The sequence below is a fragment of the Rhizobium johnstonii 3841 genome (assembly GCF_000009265.1).
GTDB lineage: Bacteria > Pseudomonadota > Alphaproteobacteria > Rhizobiales > Rhizobiaceae > Rhizobium > Rhizobium acaciae.
Genome location: NC_008380.1, coordinates 1871449 through 1888637, shown reverse-complemented (window position 1 = coordinate 1888637; position 17189 = coordinate 1871449). Strand labels below are relative to the sequence as shown.

Annotated in this window: 28 protein-coding genes; 1 reads left to right on the top strand and 27 read right to left on the bottom strand. The window is 59.7% G+C overall.

From position 1 onward, the window contains the following. Positions 1 to 9 precede the first annotated feature (9 nt). The 27 genes from RL_RS09350 to rpsL all read right to left on the bottom strand — a co-directional run bounded on the left by RL_RS09350 (position 10) and on the right by rpsL (position 16386). Entirely contained in the window at positions 10 to 660 is a 651-nt protein-coding gene (locus RL_RS09350; RefSeq protein WP_011651424.1) for an adenylate kinase, read from the bottom strand. After that, positions 657 to 1997 carry a preprotein translocase subunit SecY gene (gene secY / locus RL_RS09345; protein WP_003547569.1) on the bottom strand — a complete coding sequence of 447 codons (1341 nt, stop codon included), beginning with the start codon at positions 1995 to 1997 and terminating at the stop codon, positions 657 to 659. Before secY ends, RL_RS09350 begins: the two co-directional genes overlap by 4 nt. Before the next feature lie 234 nt (positions 1998 to 2231). Then, the gene (rplO, locus tag RL_RS09340) at positions 2232 to 2708 is read right to left on the bottom strand and encodes a 50S ribosomal protein L15 (protein ID WP_003547567.1); all 477 of its coding nucleotides are present in this window, start codon (positions 2706 to 2708) and stop codon (positions 2232 to 2234) included. A 16-nt stretch (positions 2709 to 2724) separates the two neighbouring features. Then, positions 2725 to 2934 carry a 50S ribosomal protein L30 gene (gene rpmD / locus RL_RS09335; RefSeq protein ID WP_003547566.1) on the bottom strand — a complete coding sequence of 70 codons (210 nt, stop codon included), beginning with the start codon at positions 2932 to 2934 and terminating at the stop codon, positions 2725 to 2727. A gap of 14 nt (positions 2935 to 2948) precedes the next feature. Continuing rightward, a complete protein-coding gene (gene rpsE / locus RL_RS09330) occupies positions 2949 to 3518 on the bottom strand; it encodes a 30S ribosomal protein S5 (protein WP_003547565.1) in 570 nt (189 codons plus the stop codon). Positions 3519 to 3649: 131 nt separating this feature from the next. Beyond that, positions 3650 to 4012 (bottom strand): 50S ribosomal protein L18, encoded by a 363-nt coding sequence (gene rplR, locus RL_RS09325; protein WP_003547564.1) that lies wholly within the window; start codon positions 4010 to 4012, stop codon positions 3650 to 3652. Positions 4013 to 4024: 12 nt separating this feature from the next. After that, positions 4025 to 4558, bottom strand: a complete 534-nt coding sequence (gene rplF / locus RL_RS09320) for a 50S ribosomal protein L6 (protein ID WP_003547563.1) — start codon at positions 4556 to 4558, stop codon at positions 4025 to 4027. A gap of 42 nt (positions 4559 to 4600) precedes the next feature. After that, positions 4601 to 4999, bottom strand: a complete 399-nt coding sequence (gene rpsH, locus RL_RS09315) for a 30S ribosomal protein S8 (RefSeq protein ID WP_003547562.1) — start codon at positions 4997 to 4999, stop codon at positions 4601 to 4603. 12 nt (positions 5000 to 5011) lie between these two features. Continuing rightward, positions 5012 to 5317 carry a 30S ribosomal protein S14 gene (gene rpsN, locus RL_RS09310; RefSeq protein WP_003547561.1) on the bottom strand — a complete coding sequence of 102 codons (306 nt, stop codon included), beginning with the start codon at positions 5315 to 5317 and terminating at the stop codon, positions 5012 to 5014. A 32-nt stretch (positions 5318 to 5349) separates the two neighbouring features. After that, the gene (gene rplE / locus RL_RS09305; protein WP_003547560.1) at positions 5350 to 5907 is read right to left on the bottom strand and encodes a 50S ribosomal protein L5; all 558 of its coding nucleotides are present in this window, start codon (positions 5905 to 5907) and stop codon (positions 5350 to 5352) included. After that, a complete protein-coding gene (rplX, locus tag RL_RS09300) occupies positions 5900 to 6208 on the bottom strand; it encodes a 50S ribosomal protein L24 (RefSeq protein ID WP_003547559.1) in 309 nt (102 codons plus the stop codon). Before rplX ends, rplE begins: the two co-directional genes overlap by 8 nt. 11 nt (positions 6209 to 6219) lie before the next feature. Next, a complete protein-coding gene (gene rplN, locus RL_RS09295) occupies positions 6220 to 6588 on the bottom strand; it encodes a 50S ribosomal protein L14 (RefSeq protein WP_003547558.1) in 369 nt (122 codons plus the stop codon). A gap of 258 nt (positions 6589 to 6846) precedes the next feature. Then, complete coding sequence (gene rpsQ / locus RL_RS09290) at positions 6847 to 7086, bottom strand: 30S ribosomal protein S17 (RefSeq protein WP_003547557.1); 240 nt, start codon at positions 7084 to 7086, stop codon at positions 6847 to 6849. A 12-nt stretch (positions 7087 to 7098) separates the two neighbouring features. Then, entirely contained in the window at positions 7099 to 7299 is a 201-nt protein-coding gene (gene rpmC, locus RL_RS09285; RefSeq protein WP_003558545.1) for a 50S ribosomal protein L29, read from the bottom strand. An 11-nt stretch (positions 7300 to 7310) separates the two neighbouring features. After that, the gene (gene rplP, locus RL_RS09280; RefSeq protein WP_003547555.1) at positions 7311 to 7724 is read right to left on the bottom strand and encodes a 50S ribosomal protein L16; all 414 of its coding nucleotides are present in this window, start codon (positions 7722 to 7724) and stop codon (positions 7311 to 7313) included. 36 nt (positions 7725 to 7760) lie between these two features. Further along, positions 7761 to 8492 (bottom strand): 30S ribosomal protein S3, encoded by a 732-nt coding sequence (rpsC, locus tag RL_RS09275; RefSeq protein WP_003547554.1) that lies wholly within the window; start codon positions 8490 to 8492, stop codon positions 7761 to 7763. Then, entirely contained in the window at positions 8492 to 8881 is a 390-nt protein-coding gene (gene rplV, locus RL_RS09270) for a 50S ribosomal protein L22 (protein ID WP_003547553.1), read from the bottom strand. Before rplV ends, rpsC begins: the two co-directional genes overlap by 1 nt. 2 nt (positions 8882 to 8883) lie before the next feature. Beyond that, entirely contained in the window at positions 8884 to 9162 is a 279-nt protein-coding gene (gene rpsS, locus RL_RS09265; RefSeq protein ID WP_003547552.1) for a 30S ribosomal protein S19, read from the bottom strand. A gap of 15 nt (positions 9163 to 9177) precedes the next feature. Further along, on the bottom strand, positions 9178 to 10014 hold the full coding sequence (gene rplB / locus RL_RS09260) for a 50S ribosomal protein L2 (protein WP_003547551.1): 837 nt from the start codon (positions 10012 to 10014) through the stop codon (positions 9178 to 9180). Between the two features lie 11 nt (positions 10015 to 10025). Continuing rightward, on the bottom strand, positions 10026 to 10319 hold the full coding sequence (locus RL_RS09255; RefSeq protein WP_003547550.1) for a 50S ribosomal protein L23: 294 nt from the start codon (positions 10317 to 10319) through the stop codon (positions 10026 to 10028). Further along, positions 10316 to 10936, bottom strand: coding sequence for a 50S ribosomal protein L4 (gene rplD / locus RL_RS09250; RefSeq protein WP_003547549.1), 621 nt, complete (start codon positions 10934 to 10936; stop codon positions 10316 to 10318). Before rplD ends, RL_RS09255 begins: the two co-directional genes overlap by 4 nt. A gap of 13 nt (positions 10937 to 10949) precedes the next feature. After that, positions 10950 to 11591, bottom strand: a complete 642-nt coding sequence (rplC, locus tag RL_RS09245) for a 50S ribosomal protein L3 (RefSeq protein ID WP_003547548.1) — start codon at positions 11589 to 11591, stop codon at positions 10950 to 10952. Between the two features lie 39 nt (positions 11592 to 11630). After that, positions 11631 to 11939, bottom strand: coding sequence for a 30S ribosomal protein S10 (rpsJ, locus tag RL_RS09240; protein WP_003547547.1), 309 nt, complete (start codon positions 11937 to 11939; stop codon positions 11631 to 11633). Positions 11940 to 12093: 154 nt separating this feature from the next. Next, complete coding sequence (tuf, locus tag RL_RS09235) at positions 12094 to 13269, bottom strand: elongation factor Tu (RefSeq protein WP_003558535.1); 1176 nt, start codon at positions 13267 to 13269, stop codon at positions 12094 to 12096. 68 nt (positions 13270 to 13337) lie between these two features. Beyond that, on the bottom strand, positions 13338 to 15437 hold the full coding sequence (fusA, locus tag RL_RS09230; RefSeq protein ID WP_011651423.1) for an elongation factor G: 2100 nt from the start codon (positions 15435 to 15437) through the stop codon (positions 13338 to 13340). A 29-nt stretch (positions 15438 to 15466) separates the two neighbouring features. Further along, on the bottom strand, positions 15467 to 15937 hold the full coding sequence (gene rpsG, locus RL_RS09225) for a 30S ribosomal protein S7 (protein ID WP_011651422.1): 471 nt from the start codon (positions 15935 to 15937) through the stop codon (positions 15467 to 15469). A 77-nt stretch (positions 15938 to 16014) separates the two neighbouring features. Then, positions 16015 to 16386 (bottom strand): 30S ribosomal protein S12, encoded by a 372-nt coding sequence (gene rpsL, locus RL_RS09220; protein WP_011424978.1) that lies wholly within the window; start codon positions 16384 to 16386, stop codon positions 16015 to 16017. Positions 16387 to 16882: 496 nt separating this feature from the next. Between rpsL and RL_RS09215 the strand changes: the two genes are divergently transcribed. Next, positions 16883 to 17176, top strand: coding sequence for a hypothetical protein (locus RL_RS09215; RefSeq protein WP_011651421.1), 294 nt, complete (start codon positions 16883 to 16885; stop codon positions 17174 to 17176). The last annotated feature ends 13 nt before the right edge of the window (positions 17177 to 17189 follow it).

Genomic DNA, 17189 nt, shown 5'->3' with positions numbered 1-17189 from the left:
TTCAAAGCCTTAAAGCTTGGAAAGAATGCTTTCGACCTCGGCCGTCACCTGATCGATTTCTGCCATGCCGTCCACGGACTTGAGCTTGCCCTTGGCGTGGTAATAGCCGATCAGCGGCGAGGTCTCCTTGTAGTAGACCTGCAGCCGAGCCGTCATGGTCTCCGGGGTGTCATCAGGACGGCGCTTGAAGTGCGTCGAACCGCACTTGTCGCACACGCCCTCAGCAGCCGGAACCTTATCTGTATCGTGATAGACGCTGCCGCACTGTGCACAGGAGTAGCGACCGGCAACGCGACGAACCAACTCGTCGTCATTGACACGGAATTCGATGACGACCGAAAGGTCGAGACCCTTTGCCTTCAGCATCGCCTCGGTGGCGTCCGCCTGGACGAGCGTCCTGGGGAAGCCGTCGAGGATGAAGCCGTTGGCGCAATCGGGTTGATCGATACGCTCGGAAACGATGGCGATAACGATCTCATCCGAGACGAGCTTGCCGGCGTCCATGACCGCCTTCGCGCGCTTGCCGACATCGGTGCCGGCGTTAACCGCTGCACGCAGCATGTCCCCCGTGGAAAGCTGCGGAATGCCGTGCTTTTCCACGATCCGCTGGGCCTGGGTTCCCTTACCCGCGCCCGGCGGCCCCAAAAGGATAAGTCTCATCGCCCCCTCTTTCCTCCACGCAACTTCGATTTCTTGATCAGGCCTTCGTATTGCTGCGCGATCAGGTGACCCTGGATCTGTGCAACCGTATCAAGAGTTACGCTAACCACGATCAAAAGCGAAGTCCCACCAAGGGCTAATGGAATGCCGGTTTGCGACACCAATATCTCCGGAAGGATGCAGACGAAGACGAGATAGAGCGCGCCGATCACCGTGATTCGGGTCAGCACGTAGTCGATATATTCGGCGGTGCGGTCGCCCGGACGGATGCCGGGAATGAAGCCGCCATGCTTCTTCAGATTATCAGCCGTGTCCTTCGGATTGAAAACGATGGCCGTATAGAAGAAGGCGAAGAAGGCGATCAGCGCCGCATAGAGCACCATATAGAGTGGCTGGCCATGACCGAGGGCCGCGACGATCGATGTCGCCCAGGAGGGCATTGCCGTGGTGCTGGCGAAACCCGCAATCGTTGCCGGCAGAAGCAGCAGCGACGATGCGAAGATTGCCGGAATGACACCTGATGTATTGAGTTTCAACGGCAGGTGGGACGTATCGCCCTGGAACATCCGGTTGCCGACCTGGCGCTTCGGATACTGGATCAGCAGCCGGCGCTGGGCGCGCTCGACGAAGACGATGATGGCGATGACGGCGATCGCGACGATGATCACCAGCAGGATCAGCGGGGTCGACAGCGCGCCTGTGCGGCCGAGTTCGAGCGTGCCGGCAAGAGCTGTGGGAAGGCCAGCGGCGATGCCGGCGAAGATGATCAGCGAGATGCCGTTGCCAATGCCGCGCGAGGTGATCTGCTCGCCCAGCCACATCAGGAACATCGTGCCGCCGAGCAGCGTCAGAACGGTGGAGACGCGGAAGAACCAGCCCGGGTCGACGACCAAGCCCTGGCCGCTTTCAAGGCCGGCGGCAATGCCATAGGCCTGGAGCGCACCGAGGATAACGGTACCGTAGCGGGTATACTGGTTGATGATCTTACGGCCCTGCTCACCTTCCTTCTTGAGGTTTTCGAGCGCCGGCACGACCGAAGTCATCAGCTGCACGATGATCGAGGCGGAGATATAGGGCATGATGCCGAGCGCGAAGATCGCCATACGCTCAACGGCGCCGCCCGAAAACATGTTGAAAAGGCCGAGAATGCCGCCTGCCTGGCCGCGGAAAGCCTGGGCATAGGCTTCGGGATTGAGGCCTGGAAGCGGAATATGCGTGCCGAGTCGGTAGACGAGGAGAGCTGCCAGTGTGAACCACAAGCGCTTCTTCAAATCCTCGGCTTTGGCGAAGGTCGAAAAATTGAGGTTGGATGCCAATTGTTCCGCTGCAGAAGCCATGCGTTTCTCCGCGCTACCAATTCCGGCGTCTCTGGGGGACAGACCGGACCCGGAATCAGTATGAAATTATTCAAAACCGGGCTTAGGACGGATTGCGACGCAACCCCATGCCTCACCCTTGTTTTCGAGTCTTACCGGCATGACGCGGGCGCGCCAGCCAAGTTTTTGTGAGGCCCACATATGGGAGCAAAATCGCCCGGTGTGAAGCACCCCGGGCGATATATCATCAGATTATTATTCGGCTGCAGCAGGAGCCGAAAGCAGCGTCACGGTGCCGCCGGCCTTTTCGATCTTCTCGACGGCAGGCTTGGAGGCGCCTGCAACGACGATGGTGATCTTGGCCTTGATCTCGCCGTCGGCGAGAACGCGAACGCCATCCTTGACGCGGCGGATGACACCAGCAGCCTTGAGGGCCGCTGCGTCAACGGTCGTCTTGGCATCGAGCTTGCCGGCGTCGATCGCCGTCTGGATGCGGGCCAGCGACACGACAACAAAATCGGAAGCGAAAATGTTGTTGAAGCCGCGCTTCGGCAGGCGACGATAGATCGGCATCTGGCCGCCCTCGAAGCCGTTGATGGCGACGCCCGAACGGGACTTCTGACCCTTCACGCCGCGACCGCCAGTCTTGCCAGAACCCGAGCCGATACCGCGGCCGAGGCGCTTGCGGCTGTGGGTCGAGCCTTCGTTGTCTTTAATTTCATTGAGTTTCATGAGCGTTTCCTCCGTCTCACTTCTCGTCGACGACGCGAACGAGATGCTGGACAGCACGGATCATGCCACGAACGGAAGGGGTATCCTCCAGCGTGCGGCGACGGTGCATCTTGTTCAGTCCGAGACCGATCAGCGTGCGCTGCTGGACATCCGGACGGCGAATCGGGCTGCCGATCTGTTCGATCGTGACAGTCTTCGCTTCAGCCTTCTTGGTAGCCTTGGCCATCTGTCAAACTCCTCTTATTCTTCAGAGGCGTTGCCGGAGGCGCTACGACGAGCCTGCAGCGTTGCATACTTGATGCCGCGCTGAGCTGCGATGTCCTTCGGGTGAACCTGGTGCTTCAGAGCGTCGAAGGTGGCGCGAACCATGTTGTAGGGGTTCGACGAACCGGTCGACTTGGCGACGACGTCGTGCATGCCGAGTGTTTCGAATACGGCGCGCATCGGGCCGCCGGCGATGATGCCGGTACCGACCTTGGCCGAGCGCAGCAGAACCTTGCCGGCGCCATGACGGCCATGAACGTCGTGATGCAGCGTACGGCCGTCACGCAGCGGTACGAAGATCAGTTCGCGCTTGGCGGCTTCGGTTGCCTTGCGGATGGCTTCCGGCACTTCACGTGCCTTGCCATGGCCGAAGCCGACGCGGCCCTTCTGGTCGCCGACGACGACGAGTGCTGCGAAACCGAAACGACGGCCGCCCTTGACGACCTTGGCGACGCGGTTGATCGCGACAAGCTTGTCGACGAATTCGCTATCGCGCTCTTCACGGCTCTGGCGGTCGTCCCGCTGCGGCCTTCTTTCCTGTGCCATTGTCCTCTTCCTTTTTCTTTTCCGGGTGCAATCGGCAAACAAATGTGGACCGCATCAGCCTCCCCTTTCGGAGAGTGCCTGCGGTCCGGCGAAAATCCGGCCGGCGCTTGAGGCGTCCGGCCGGAAACTGATCAGAAGGTGAGACCGCCTTCGCGGGCCGCTTCGGCGAGAGCCTTGATGCGGCCGTGATAGATGAAGGCGCCACGGTCGAACACGACTTCCGTAACACCGGCCTTGGAGGCGCGCTCTGCGAGGAGCTTGCCCACAACGGTAGCGGCGGCGGTATCGGCACCGGTCTTCAGAGAACCGCGCAGATCCTTCTCGAGGGTGGAGGCAGACGCAAGCGTCTTGCCGGCCACATCATCGATGACCTGGGCGTAGATGTTCTTCGAGGAGCGATGAACCGACAGGCGCGGACGGCCATTGGCCACCGACTTGAGATGACGGCGCACGCGGTTGGCACGACGTGCAAGTGCTTCTTTCCTGCTAGCCATTTCGCGTGATCCTTACTTCTTCTTGCCTTCTTTGCGGACGATCCGCTCGTCAGCGTACTTGACGCCCTTGCCCTTGTAGGGCTCGGGACCGCGATATTCGCGGATTTCGGCGGCAACCTGACCGACCTGCTGCTTGTTGATGCCGCTGACGACGATTTCCGTCGGCTTCGGAACAACGATCGAGATACCGACCGGCGGCTCGTAGATCACGTCATGGCTGAAACCGAGGGCCAGCTGCAGGTTCTTGCCCTGCATGGCGGCGCGGTAACCGACGCCGTTGATTTCAAGCTTGCGCTCGAAACCGTCCTTGACGCCCTTGAAGATGCCTTCGATCATCGTGCGGGACATGCCCCACTTTGAGCGCGCATCCTTGGTCTGGTTCACCGGCGTCACGACGACGGCGTTATTTTCAAGCTTGAGGCTGATTTCGTCGTTAGCAACGAAAAACAGCTCGCCCTTCGGGCCCTTTGCAGTCACCTTCTGGCCATCGACCGTAGCCGTGATCCCAGCAGGCACCTGAACGGGCTTTTTACCGATACGAGACATGTTTCAATCCTGTCTGTTCGCTATGGAGATCCCTGCCCGATCTTAGAAGACCGAGCAAAGAACCTCGCCACCAACGTTCTGTTCGCGAGCCTGGTGATCGGCCATCACACCCTTCGGAGTCGAAAGGATGGTGATGCCGAGACCGTTCGCGACCTGCGGAATGGACTTGACCGAGACATAAACCCGGCGGCCCGGCTTGGACACACGGCCGATCTCACGGATCACCGATGCGCCTTCATAATATTTCAGCTCGATGCTGAGTTCCGACTTGCCATTGCCGAAATCGACAACGGAGTAGCCACGGATGTAGCCTTCGGACTGCAGAACATCGAGAACACGTGCACGGAGCTTCGAAGCAGGCGTCGAGACCGACGACTTGCGGCGGGAAGCGCCGTTACGGATGCGAGTGAGCATATCGCCCAACGGATCAGTCATTGTCATGTAACCTGCTCCTTACCAGCTCGACTTGACGATACCCGGCACCTTGCCGAGATTGCCGAGTTCACGCAGCGCAATACGCGACATGCGCAGTTTGCGGTAATATGCGCGCGGACGCCCCGAAACTTCGCAACGGTTGCGAATACGGGTCTTCGATCCATCACGCGGCAGGGATGCCAGCTTGATCGAGGCCTTGAACCGCTCTTCGATCGGAAGAGCCTGGTTCATGATGATCGCCTTCAACCCAGCCCGCTTAGCGGCCTGGTTAGCGACCGTAGTACGGCGGCGCTTGTTCTTTTCAACTGCGCTTGTCTTCGCCATGTCAGGTTCCTTTTCTACGCTCGTCGTTACGGTTATTGACGGAACGGGAAGCTGAACTCTTTCAGAAGAGCCCGTGCTTCGTCGTCGGTCGTCGCCGTCGTGCAAACGATGATGTCCATGCCCCACATCTGATCAACCTTGTCGTAGTTGATCTCAGGGAACACAATGTGCTCCTTGATGCCCATGGCGAAGTTGCCACGGCCGTCAAAGCTTTTCGGGTTCAGGCCGCGGAAGTCGCGAACGCGCGGGAGCGCGATGTTCACGAGACGGTCCATGAACTCGTACATGCGGGCGCCGCGCAGGGTGACCTTCGCACCGATCGGCATCTGTTCGCGGACCTTGAAGCCTGCGATAGAGTTGCGTGCGCGGGTGATGACCGGCTTCTGGCCGGCGATCGCTGCGAGGTCGGCGGCAGCTACCGTCGGCTTCTTCGAGTCAGCGGTCGCTTCGCCGACACCCATGTTGATCACGATCTTGTCGAGCTTCGGGATCATCATCTCGTTGGCGTAGGAGAACTGCTCCTGCAACGCCTTGCGGATGCGCTCGACATATTCCTTCTTGAGCCGCGGCTCATATTTTGCCTCAGCCATCGATCACTTCTCCAGAACGCTTGGCCACACGGACCTTCTTGCCGTCAACGACCTTGAAACCGACGCGGGTCGGCTTGCCGTCCTTGTCGATGATTGCAACGTTGGACAGGTGAACCGGGGCTTCCTTGTTGATGATGCCGGCTTCCTGGGTCTGCGTCTGGCGCTGGTGGCGCTTGACGACGTTGACGCCACGAACAACGGCACGATCTTCCTTCGGCATGACCTGGACAACTTCGCCGGTACGGCCCTTGTCCTTGCCAGCGAGCATGACGACCTTGTCGCCTTTACGAATCTTCTGCATCGCTTCGCTCCTTACAGTACTTCGGGAGCCAGCGAGATGATCTTCATGTGGTTCTTGGCGCGAAGTTCGCGCGGAACCGGTCCGAAGATACGGGTGCCGATCGGCTCTTTCTTGTTGTCGATGAGGACTGCTGCGTTGGTGTCGAAGCGGATGACGGAGCCATCTGCACGACGGATGTCCTTGGCGGTGCGAACGACAACCGCCTTCATCACGTCACCCTTCTTCACACGGCCGCGCGGGATCGCTTCCTTGATCGAAACGACGATGACGTCGCCGATCGAGGCATACTTACGCTTCGAGCCGCCCAGCACCTTGATGCACATGACACGACGTGCGCCGGAATTATCCGCGACGTCGAGGTTTGTTTGCATCTGAATCATATCAGGTCGCCTTCTTGGTTTACCGGAATGGTTGGGCTAGCCCCCTACTCCGGCTTATGAAAATTTTCGCCGGCCGAGCTGCCGTGAGGCAGCACAGACGCGGCAATAGCTGAATAGCGCGGGATCGATCGTGCCAGGGTGGTTTCCCGAACGGGACCTTCCGTGCGCTCAAAGCAAAAGAACGCCCGGCATTCGAGCGTTCTGACGCTGCTTCATACAGATATTTCGGCGAGACGCAAGGCCTCGCGCAAAATTCTGTTACTTGCCCTGGGCGGAAATCACCGTCCAGCGCTTGTCCTTGGAGATCGGCGCGCATTCCTCGATGGATACGGTATCGCCAATCTTGTACTGATTGTTCTCGTCGTGGGCCTTGTACTTCTTGGAACGACGAACGGTCTTCTGGAGCAGCGGGTGAGCGAAACGACGCTCGACACGAACCACTACCGTCTTCTCGTTCTTGTCGCCAACGACGACGCCCTGCAGGATGCGCTTCGGCATATTTTTCTTCCTTTAGGCCTTAACTTCTGCCGCCTTCTGGCGGGCAATGGTTTTCACGCGGGCGATGTCCTTGCGGACTTCGTTGATGCGCGAGGACTTTTCGAGCTGGCCGGTCGCCTTCTGGAAGCGCAGGTTGAACTGCTCCTTCTTCAGCTTGGCAAGCTCGTCCTTGAGTTGGTCGGCGGTGAACGCGCGAACGTCTGAGGCTTTCATGAGCTCATTCCTTACTCTGCAATGCGCTGAACGAAGCGCGTCTTGACCGAGAGCTTGGCAGAGCCGAGGCGAAGCGCCTCACGGGCGATTTCTTCGCTGACACCGTCGATCTCGAACATCATACGGCCGGGCTTGACCTTGCATGCCCAGTATTCAACGGAGCCCTTACCCTTACCCATACGGACTTCGGTCGGCTTTTTGGTTACCGGAACGTCCGGGAACACGCGGATCCATACACGGCCGGCGCGCTTCATATAACGCGTGATCGCGCGGCGGGCCGCTTCGATCTCGCGCGCGTTGACGCGGTTGGGTTCCTGTGCCTTCAGGCCGAATTCGCCGAATGCCAGGTCAGAACCGCCCTTGGCGACGCCCTTGATGCGGCCCTTGAACTGCTTGCGGTACTTGGTACGCTTTGGCTGCAACATTTTCTTATTCTCCGAACTTCTCTGCCACGCGCGCTATCAAGCGTTGTCGCGGCGACGGTCTCTGTCGCGGTCACGATCACGGCTTGCCGGACCCTGGGCGTCACCTTCCATCGCGCGGCGCTCGGAAGCCATCGGATCATGCTCAAGGATTTCGCCCTTGAAGATCCAGACCTTGATGCCGCAGATGCCGAACGCGGTTTCTGCTTCAGCCGTGCCGTAGTCGATGTCGGCGCGCAGGGTGTGCAACGGCACACGACCTTCGCGGTACCATTCCGTACGGGCGATTTCAGCGCCGCCGAGACGGCCAGCGCAGGTGATCTTGATGCCTTCGGCGCCAAGACGCATCGCGGACTGAACGGCGCGCTTCATGGCGCGACGGAAAGCCACGCGACGCTCGAGCTGCTGGGCGATCGACTGAGCGACCAGCGTCGCATCGACTTCGGGCTTGCGCACTTCGACGATGTTGAGGTGCGTTTCCGAATTCGTCATCTCCGACAGCTTCTTGCGGAGCTTGTCGATGTCTGCGCCCTTGCGGCCGATGATCAGGCCCGGACGTGCCGAGTGGATCGTGACGCGGCACTTCTTGTGCGGACGCTCGATGACCACCTTGGAAATCCCGGCCTGCTTCAGTTCGCTCATGACGAACTTGCGCATCTTCAGGTCTTCGTGCAGCAGCTGACCGTACTCGGCATTGTCCGCAAACCAGCGGCTATCCCAGGTACGGTTGATGCCGAGGCGGAAACCGATTGGATTGATTTTCTGACCCATTATGCGGCCTCCTCTGCTGCCTGCACTTCACGAACGACGATCGTCAGGTGCGCGAAGGGCTTTTCAATGCGCGACGCGCGACCGCGGCCACGAGCGTGAAAACGCTTCATGACGATCGACTTGCCGACATAGGCCTCGGCGACAACCAGCGAGTCGACGTCGAGATCGTGGTTGTTCTCGGCGTTGGCGATCGCAGATTCAAGCGTCTTCTTGACGGCGCCCGCGATGCGCTTGCGGGAGAACTCCAGCTCAGCGAGTGCGCGCTCGACCTTCTTGCCGCGGATAGCCGCAGCAACCAGGTTGAGCTTCTGGGGGCTGACGCGGAGCGTGCGGGCGACTGCTTGCGCCTCGTTGTCCTTCAGCCGGCGTTCGGCTTTTGCCTTGCCCATTGTTACTTCCTCTTCGCCTTCTTGTCCGCGCCGTGACCGTAGTAGGTGCGGGTCGGAGAGAATTCACCGAATTTGTGACCGACCATGTCTTCATTGACGCTGACCGGGATATGCTTGCTGCCGTTGTAGACGCCGAAGGTGAGACCGACGAACTGCGGCAGGATCGTGGAGCGACGGCTCCAGATCTTGATCACTTCACTGCGACCGCCTTCACGAACCTTCTCAGCCTTCTTGAGAAGATAGCCGTCAACGAACGGACCTTTCCATACTGAACGAGCCATTGGAGACTTCCTCTCTTACTTCTTACGCTGATGACGCGAGCGCATGATCATCTTGTCGGTCGACTTGTTCGACCGGGTGCGCTTGCCCTTGGTCGGCTTGCCCCACGGTGTCACTGGATGGCGACCGCCGGAGGTGCGGCCTTCACCACCGCCGTGCGGATGGTCGACCGGGTTCATGACGACACCGCGGTTATGCGGACGCTTGCCGCGCCAAACGGTACGACCGGCCTTGCCGTCGTTGATGTTGGCGTGGTCAGGGTTGGAGACGGCGCCGATCGAAGCAAGGCAGGAGCCATGAACGAGACGCTGTTCACCGGAGTTCAGGCGAAGGATCGCCATGCCCTGGTCGCGGCCGACGAGCTGTGCGTAGCCACCGGCGGAGCGAGCGATCTGACCACCCTTGCCCGGCTTCATTTCCACATTGTGGATGATGGAGCCGACCGGGATGAACTGCAGCGGCATGGTGTTGCCGGGCTTGACGTCGACAGCCTTCTCGGAAGCGATGACCTTGTCACCGGCAGCGAGGCGCTGAGGAGCGAGGATATAAGCCTTCTCGCCGTCAGCATAGTTCACCAGCGCGATGAAAGCCGTGCGGTTCGGATCGTATTCGATACGCTCGACCGTGCCTTCGACGTCGAATTTGCGACGCTTGAAGTCGATCAAACGATAGGTACGCTTGTGACCGCCGCCGATGAAGCGGGCGGTGATGCGACCGAGGTTGTTACGACCGCCGCTCTTGGTCAGACCTTCCGTCAGCGCCTTGACCGGCTTGCCCTTGTAGAGGGCCGAACGGTCGACGATGACCAGCTGGCGCTGGCTCGGGGTGATCGGATTGAAAGTTTTCAATGCCATTTTCTTATACCTCAGAGACCGGTGGAGACGTCGATCGTCTGGCCTTCAGCCAGCGTCACAACAGCCTTCTTCACGTCCTTCTGCTTGCCGACGAAACCGCGGAACCGCTTGGTCTTGCCTTTGCGCAGCAGAGTGTTGACAGCCGTGACCTTGACGCCGAACAGCGCCTCGACCGCAGCCTTGATTTCCGGCTTAGTCGCCTGCTTGGCGACATTGAAAACAACCTGGTTGTTTTCGGATACCAGCGTGGACTTTTCGGTGATCGCCGGAGAGACGATCACATCGTAGTGGCGAAGATCGGTCACTTGAATCGCTCCTCTAGCGCTTCAACCGCAGCCTTGGAAAGCACGAGCTTGCCGCGGCGCACGATGTCGTAAACGTTGATGCCCTGGATCGGCAGAACATCGATGTTGGGGATGTTCTGAGCTGCGAGCTTGAAGTTGCCGTCAAGCTCTGCGCCGCCGATGAAGAGGGCGTTGGTCAGGCCGAGCGTCTCGAAAACGGACGCGAGCGACTTGGTCTTGGCTTCAGCGGCAACCAGGTTGTCGATGACGATGACGTCATCGGCCTTGATCTTGGCCGAAAGGGCGTGGCGAAGGCCGAGTGCGCGAACCTTCTTCGGAAGATCGTGCTCGTGGCTGCGGACAACCGGGCCGTGAGCCTTGCCGCCGCCGCGGAACTGCGGAGCGCGAGCCGAATGGTGGCGGGCGCGGCCCGTACCCTTCTGCTTGTACATCTTGGCGCCGGTGCGCGAAACTTCCGCGCGGCCCTTAGCCTTGTGCGTGCCCTGCTGCTTCTTGGCAAGCTGCCAGCGGATGACGCGGGCGAGAATGTCTTCGCGGGGCTCGAGGCCGAAAATCGCGTCCGAAAGGGAAACCTTCCCGGCGTCTTTTCCCTCGAGGGTCTTGACGTTGAATTCCATTGATCTGGCTCCCTTACTTCGCGGCCGACTTGACGGCGTCGCGCACGATGATCCAGGCACCCTTGGAACCAGGGACAGCACCCTTGATCAGGATCAGACCGCGATCTTCGTCGGTCGAAACCACTTCCAGGTTCTGCGTCGTGACGCGCGTCTGGCCCATGTGACCAGCCATCTTCTTGTTCTTGAAAACCTTGCCCGGATCCTGGCGCGAGCCGGTCGAACCGTGCGAGCGGTGAGACACCGACACACCGTGCGTGGCACGCAGACCGCCGAAACCGTGGCGCTTCATGGCGCCGGCAAAACCCTTGCCGATCGTCGTACCCGTCACGTCGACCAGCTGGCCAGCTGCAAAGTGACCCGCCTTGATCTCAGTGCCGACCTCGAGCAGTTGATCTTCCGACACGCGGAATTCCGTCAGCTTGGCCTTCGGCTCGACATTGGCGATGGCAAAGTTGCCGCGCATCGCCTTCGACGTGTTCTTCACCTTCGCCTGGCCGGCACCGAGCTGAACTGCGGTATAGCCATTCTTTTCGACAGTGCGCGTGGCTACGACCTGGCAGCCTTCCATACGCAGTACCGTTACCGGGACATGCTCGCCGGCGTCGTTATAGACGCGGGTCATTCCCACCTTCTGTGCAATCACACCTGAACGCATCGGTTCAATCCTTCTCACTCAGCCCGAAGACCCGAGGTCTCAGAGCTTGATCTCAACATCGACACCGGCGGCGAGATCGAGCTTCATCAGCGCGTCTACCGTCTGCGGGGTCGGGTCAACGATATCGAGAAGGCGCTTATGCGTGCGCATCTCGAACTGTTCGCGGCTCTTCTTGTCGATGTGCGGGGACCGGTTGACCGTAAACTTCTCGATGCGGGTCGGAAGCGGAACGGGGCCCCGGACGCTTGCACCGGTGCGCTTAGCCGTCGATACGATCTCGCGCGTGGAGGCATCGAGAATCCGGTGATCGAACGCCTTCAGGCGGATGCGGATATTCTGGCCGTTCATTCGACTTTATCCTTGTGTCTGTTATCCGCGTGTCGCCACTTAGGGACACGGCTTACCTTCAGTTACGTTAGCGGGCCACCGGTTTCAAAGATCGAGAGGGACACCGAGATCGGCGTCCCTATCCTTTCCTTGGGCCAGGTGGCCCAGCCGCTAATTACTCGACGATCGACGCGACGATACCGGCGCCGACGGTGCGGCCGCCTTCGCGGATCGCGAAGCGCAGCTTTTCTTCCATCGCGATCGGAACGATCAGCTCGACCGATACCGTGACGTTGTCGCCCGGCATGACCATCTCCGTGCCTTCCGGCAGCGTCACGATGCCCGTCACGTCGGTCGTGCGGAAGTAGAACTGCGGACGGTAGTTGGTGAAGAACGGCGTATGACGACCACCCTCTTCCTTCGTCAGGATGTAGGCTTCTGCCATGAACTTCTTGTGCGGCTTGACCGAACCCGGCTTGCACAGAATCTGGCCACGCTCAACGCCGTCACGGGTGACGCCGCGGATCAGCGCGCCGATGTTGTCGCCAGCCTGGCCCTGATCGAGCAGCTTGCGGAACATTTCAACGCCGGTCACCGTCGTCTTCGTCGTCGGGCGGATGCCGACGATCTCGACTTCTTCGCCAACCTTGACAATGCCACGCTCGACGCGGCCGGTCACAACCGTGCCGCGGCCCGAGATCGAGAACACGTCTTCGATCGGCAGCAGGAACGGCAGGTTGATCGGACGCTCAGGCGTCGGGATGTAGGCGTCAACCGCAGCCATCAGCTCGCGGATCGCGTCTTCGCCGATCTTCTTGTCCGAATCTTCAAGGGCAGCAAGTGCGGAACCCTTGATGATCGGAATATCGTCGCCCGGGAAGTCGTAGGACGACAGCAGTTCGCGAACTTCGAGCTCGACCAGTTCGAGAAGCTCGGCGTCGTCGACCTGGTCGACCTTGTTCAGGAACACCACGATTGCCGGAACGCCAACCTGGCGAGCCAGCAGAATGTGTTCGCGCGTCTGCGGCATCGGGCCGTCAGCGGCCGAGCACACAAGGATCGCGCCGTCCATCTGGGCAGCACCGGTGATCATGTTCTTGACGTAGTCGGCGTGGCCGGGGCAGTCGACGTGGGCGTAGTGGCGGGCCGGCGTCTCGTATTCAACGTGGGCCGTCGAAATCGTGATGCCACGCGCCTTTTCTTCCGGAGCCGCGTCGATCTGGTCGTACGCCTTGTACTCACCGAAGTACTTCGTGATCGCTGCCGTCAGAGACGTCTTACCGTGGTCAACGTGGCCAATCGTGCCAATGTTGACGTGCGGCTTGTTGCGCTCAAACTTACTCTTTCCCATTTTCGGGTCTCCGTTTTGCTAGTCCCCGAAGGGATCTAATTCTTGTTATCGGTCAATTGGTATTCCGGTCACTTCTGACCGGAATACTTTGCCTGGATTTCAGTTGCGACGTTCGACGGGACCGGCGAATAGTGATCGAAGGTCATCGTGTACTGGGCGCGGCCCTGGGACATGGAGCGCAGGTTGTCGACGTACTTGAACATGTTCGCGAGCGGGACGTTCGCGTTGATGACGACGGCGATACCACGGCTTTCCTGGCCCTGGATCTGACCGCGACGGGAGTTCAGGTCGCCGATGACGTCGCCGACGTAATCTTCCGGGGTGACGACTTCGACCTTCATCATCGGCTCGAGCAGCTGAGCGCCGGCCTTCTTGGCTGCTTCACGGAAGCAGGCACGCGATGCGATTTCGAAGGCGAGAACCGAGGAGTCGACGTCGTGGAATGCGCCGTCGATGAGGGTCGCCTTGACGCCAAGCATCGGGAAGCCTGCGAGCGGACCCGAAGACAGAACGCTTTCGATGCCCTTCTGGACGCCGGGGATGTATTCCTTCGGAACGGAACCGCCGACGATCTTCGATTCGAACTTGAATTCGTCGCCTTCCGGGTTCGGTTCGAAGACGATCTTGACGCGCGCGAACTGACCGGTACCACCGGACTGCTTCTTGTGCGTGTAGTCTTCTTCATGCGTCCTGGTGATGGTTTCGCGGTAGGCAACCTGCGGCGCGCCGACGGTTGCTTCGACCTTGAATTCACGACGCATGCGGTCGACGATGATGTCGAGATGCAGTTCGCCCATGCCGGCGATGATGGTCTGGCCGGATTCCTGGTCGGTCTTGACGCGGAAGGACGGATCTTCAGCAGCCAGGCGGTTGAGCGCGAGGCCCATCTTTTCCTGGTCGCCCTTGGTCTTCGGCTCGATGGCGATCTGGATGACCGGCTCCGGGAATTCCATGCGCTCGAGGATAACCGGCTTCAGCGGATCGCAGAGCGTGTCGCCCGTCGTGGTTTCCTTGAGGCCGGCGAGAGCGACGATGTCGCCTGCGAAAGCTTCTTCGATGTCTTCACGCGAGTTGGAGTGCATCTGCAGCATGCGGCCGACGCGCTCGCGCTTGTCCTTGACCGTGTTGATGACCGACGCGCCCTTTTCGAGCTTGCCGGAGTAGATGCGGGCAAAAGTCAGCGAACCGACGAAGGGGTCGTTCATGATCTTGAAGGCGAGCATGGAGAGCGGCTCGCTGTCATCGGCATGACGCTCGATTTCGGCTTCCGTCTTGAAGTCGATGCCCTTGATCGCCGGGATGTCCATCGGCGACGGCAGGTAGTCGACGACGGCGTCGAGCAGCGGTTGCACGCCCTTGTTCTTGAAGGCGGTGCCGCAGAACATCGGGTGGAACTTGACATCGATCGTGCCGCGACGAACCAGCGCACGGATCTGCTCGTTGTCGGGCAGAATGCCTTCGAGGTAAGCTTCGGTGGCGGCCTCGTCGATGTCGACGACCGTCTCGATCAGCTTTTCGCGATATTCTTCGGCCTTGGCCTTCATGTCCTCGGGGATCTCGACGACATCCCACTGGGCGCCGAGCGACTCGTCACGCCAGATAAGTGCGTTCATCTCGACCAGGTCGATGACGCCCTTGAATTCGGTTTCTGCACCGATCGGCAGCTGCATGACGACAGCCGTTGCACCGAGACGGGTCTTGATCATCTCGACGGAGCGGTAGAAGTCCGCGCCGGTCTTGTCCATCTTGTTGCAGAAGATCATCCGCGGGACATTGTACTTCTCGGCCTGACGCCAGACGGTTTCCGTCTGCGGCTCAACACCGGCGTTGGCGTCGAGCAGCGCGATGGCGCCGTCGAGAACGCGCAGCGAACGCTCGACTTCGATGGTGAAGTCGACGTGGCCGGGGGTGTCGATGATGTTGAAGCGGCGCATTTTGCCGTCACGGCCCTTCCAGAAGGTCGTGGTGGCAGCAGAGGTGATCGTGATGCCACGCTCCTGCTCCTGCTCCATCCAATCCATCGTGGCTGCGCCGTCGTGGACTTCGCCGATCTTGTGCGACTTGCCGGTGTAATAAAGAATACGCTCGGTGGTCGTGGTCTTGCCGGCGTCGATATGCGCCATGATACCGAAATTGCGGTAGTCTTCGATCTTATATTCGCGAGCCATTGTGGACTGCCTTTCGATACCGTTCGGAATTACCAGCGATAGTGCGAGAACGCGCGGTTGGCATCAGCCATCTTGTGCGTGTCTTCGCGCTTCTTGACGGCGGAGCCGCGGTTGTTGGACGCATCGAGCAGTTCGCCGGAAAGGCGGTCAACCATAGTCGTTTCATTGCGCTTGCGGGCAGCAGCGATCAGCCAGCGAATAGCAAGAGCCTGGCGGCGCTCCGGACGAACATCGACGGGGACCTGATAGGTCGCACCACCGACACGACGCGAGCGAACTTCAACGTGCGGGGCAATGTTCTCAAGCGCAGAATGGAAAACCGTGAGCGGCTCCTGCTTGGCCTTGCCCTGGACAACGTCGAACGCACCGTAGACAATGTTTTCAGCAACGGACTTCTTGCCGTCGAGCATGATGGCATTCATGAACTTGGTGACGACGAGATCGCCGAACTTCGGGTCCGGATTGATCTCGCGCTTTTCTGCTTTATGACGTCTGGACATAGTTTTGTCTCTTCAACCGTTAAGGCGCTTCATGACGCGGAGGACCTCGCGCAGCGCCGGATTATTCAAAACCCGAATTACTTCGGACGCTTCGCGCCGTACTTGGAGCGGCGCTGCTTGCGGTTCTTGACACCCTGGGTATCGAGAACGCCGCGGATGATGTGATAACGGACACCCGGAAGGTCCTTGACGCGGCCGCCACGGATCATGACGACGGAGTGTTCCTGAAGGTTGTGGCCTTCGCCGGGGATGTAACCAATGACTTCGAAGCCGTTGGTCAGGCGGATCTTTGCGACCTTACGCAGAGCCGAGTTCGGCTTCCTCGGCGTCGTCGTGTAGACGCGCGTGCAAACGCCGCGCTTCTGCGGGTTCTCCTGGAGTGCGGGAACCTTGTTACGCTTTACGTTCGCCTGGCGAGGCTTGCGGATCAGCTGGTTTACGGTAGGCATTCAACCATCCCTTACGTTTTATCTCAGTACCCTTGCGGGCTTGAACTCGAGCCGTCTCCGGCAGTGACGTACGCTTTCCGTCAATGCGCAAAATATGGCCCGATCCGCTTCCGCAGATGGACCACAAGGAGCAGAGGACGCATAAATATGCGTCGTGCGTGCAGCATCATGACTTCAACGTGCGTTTAGAACCTTGTTTGAGGTGAACTTCAGGGCGAGTCGCCCCGAACAGCCAAGCCTCACATGGGATCTGATGGCCGGGGTACTACTGGTTTCCACCCGTCTCGTCAAGGCCGGTTAAGAAATAAACTCGCCGTATCGCCTTGATATGCCGGCCGAACGCCCTGTTTCATCCTTCTAGACGAATTCACGGCTGTGCCCCAAGATAAAAACTTGGGCATTGCAGCAAAAGCAGTTAAGGAATCAGCAATTGCGGCGTTCGGCCCTCAGAGCAGGATTCGAGCGACCGAATCGTCAAAGAGCCGAAGGACAGGCGATGATCACGACACCTGATAACGACAATAATTTCGACGGCCCGATGATCTTCATCATCATCGGCAAGGGCTACGAGTCCGACGCCAGCGAAGGCATCGACCTGCACATCATGCTAAAGGCGCCTGACGACGACACTGCCGTACGAGAGGCCTTGAACGCCCTTGCCGAGGAAGGCTTCATCGAGGCCGATCTCGACCAGATCGGCATGCTGACCGAAATCCCGGCCGAAGAGCCCCACGCATCTGCCTACCAGGGCGCCGTCGAAGGCGAAGTCGCGATCATCCGGTTCAACTGAAGGGAGCCGCCGC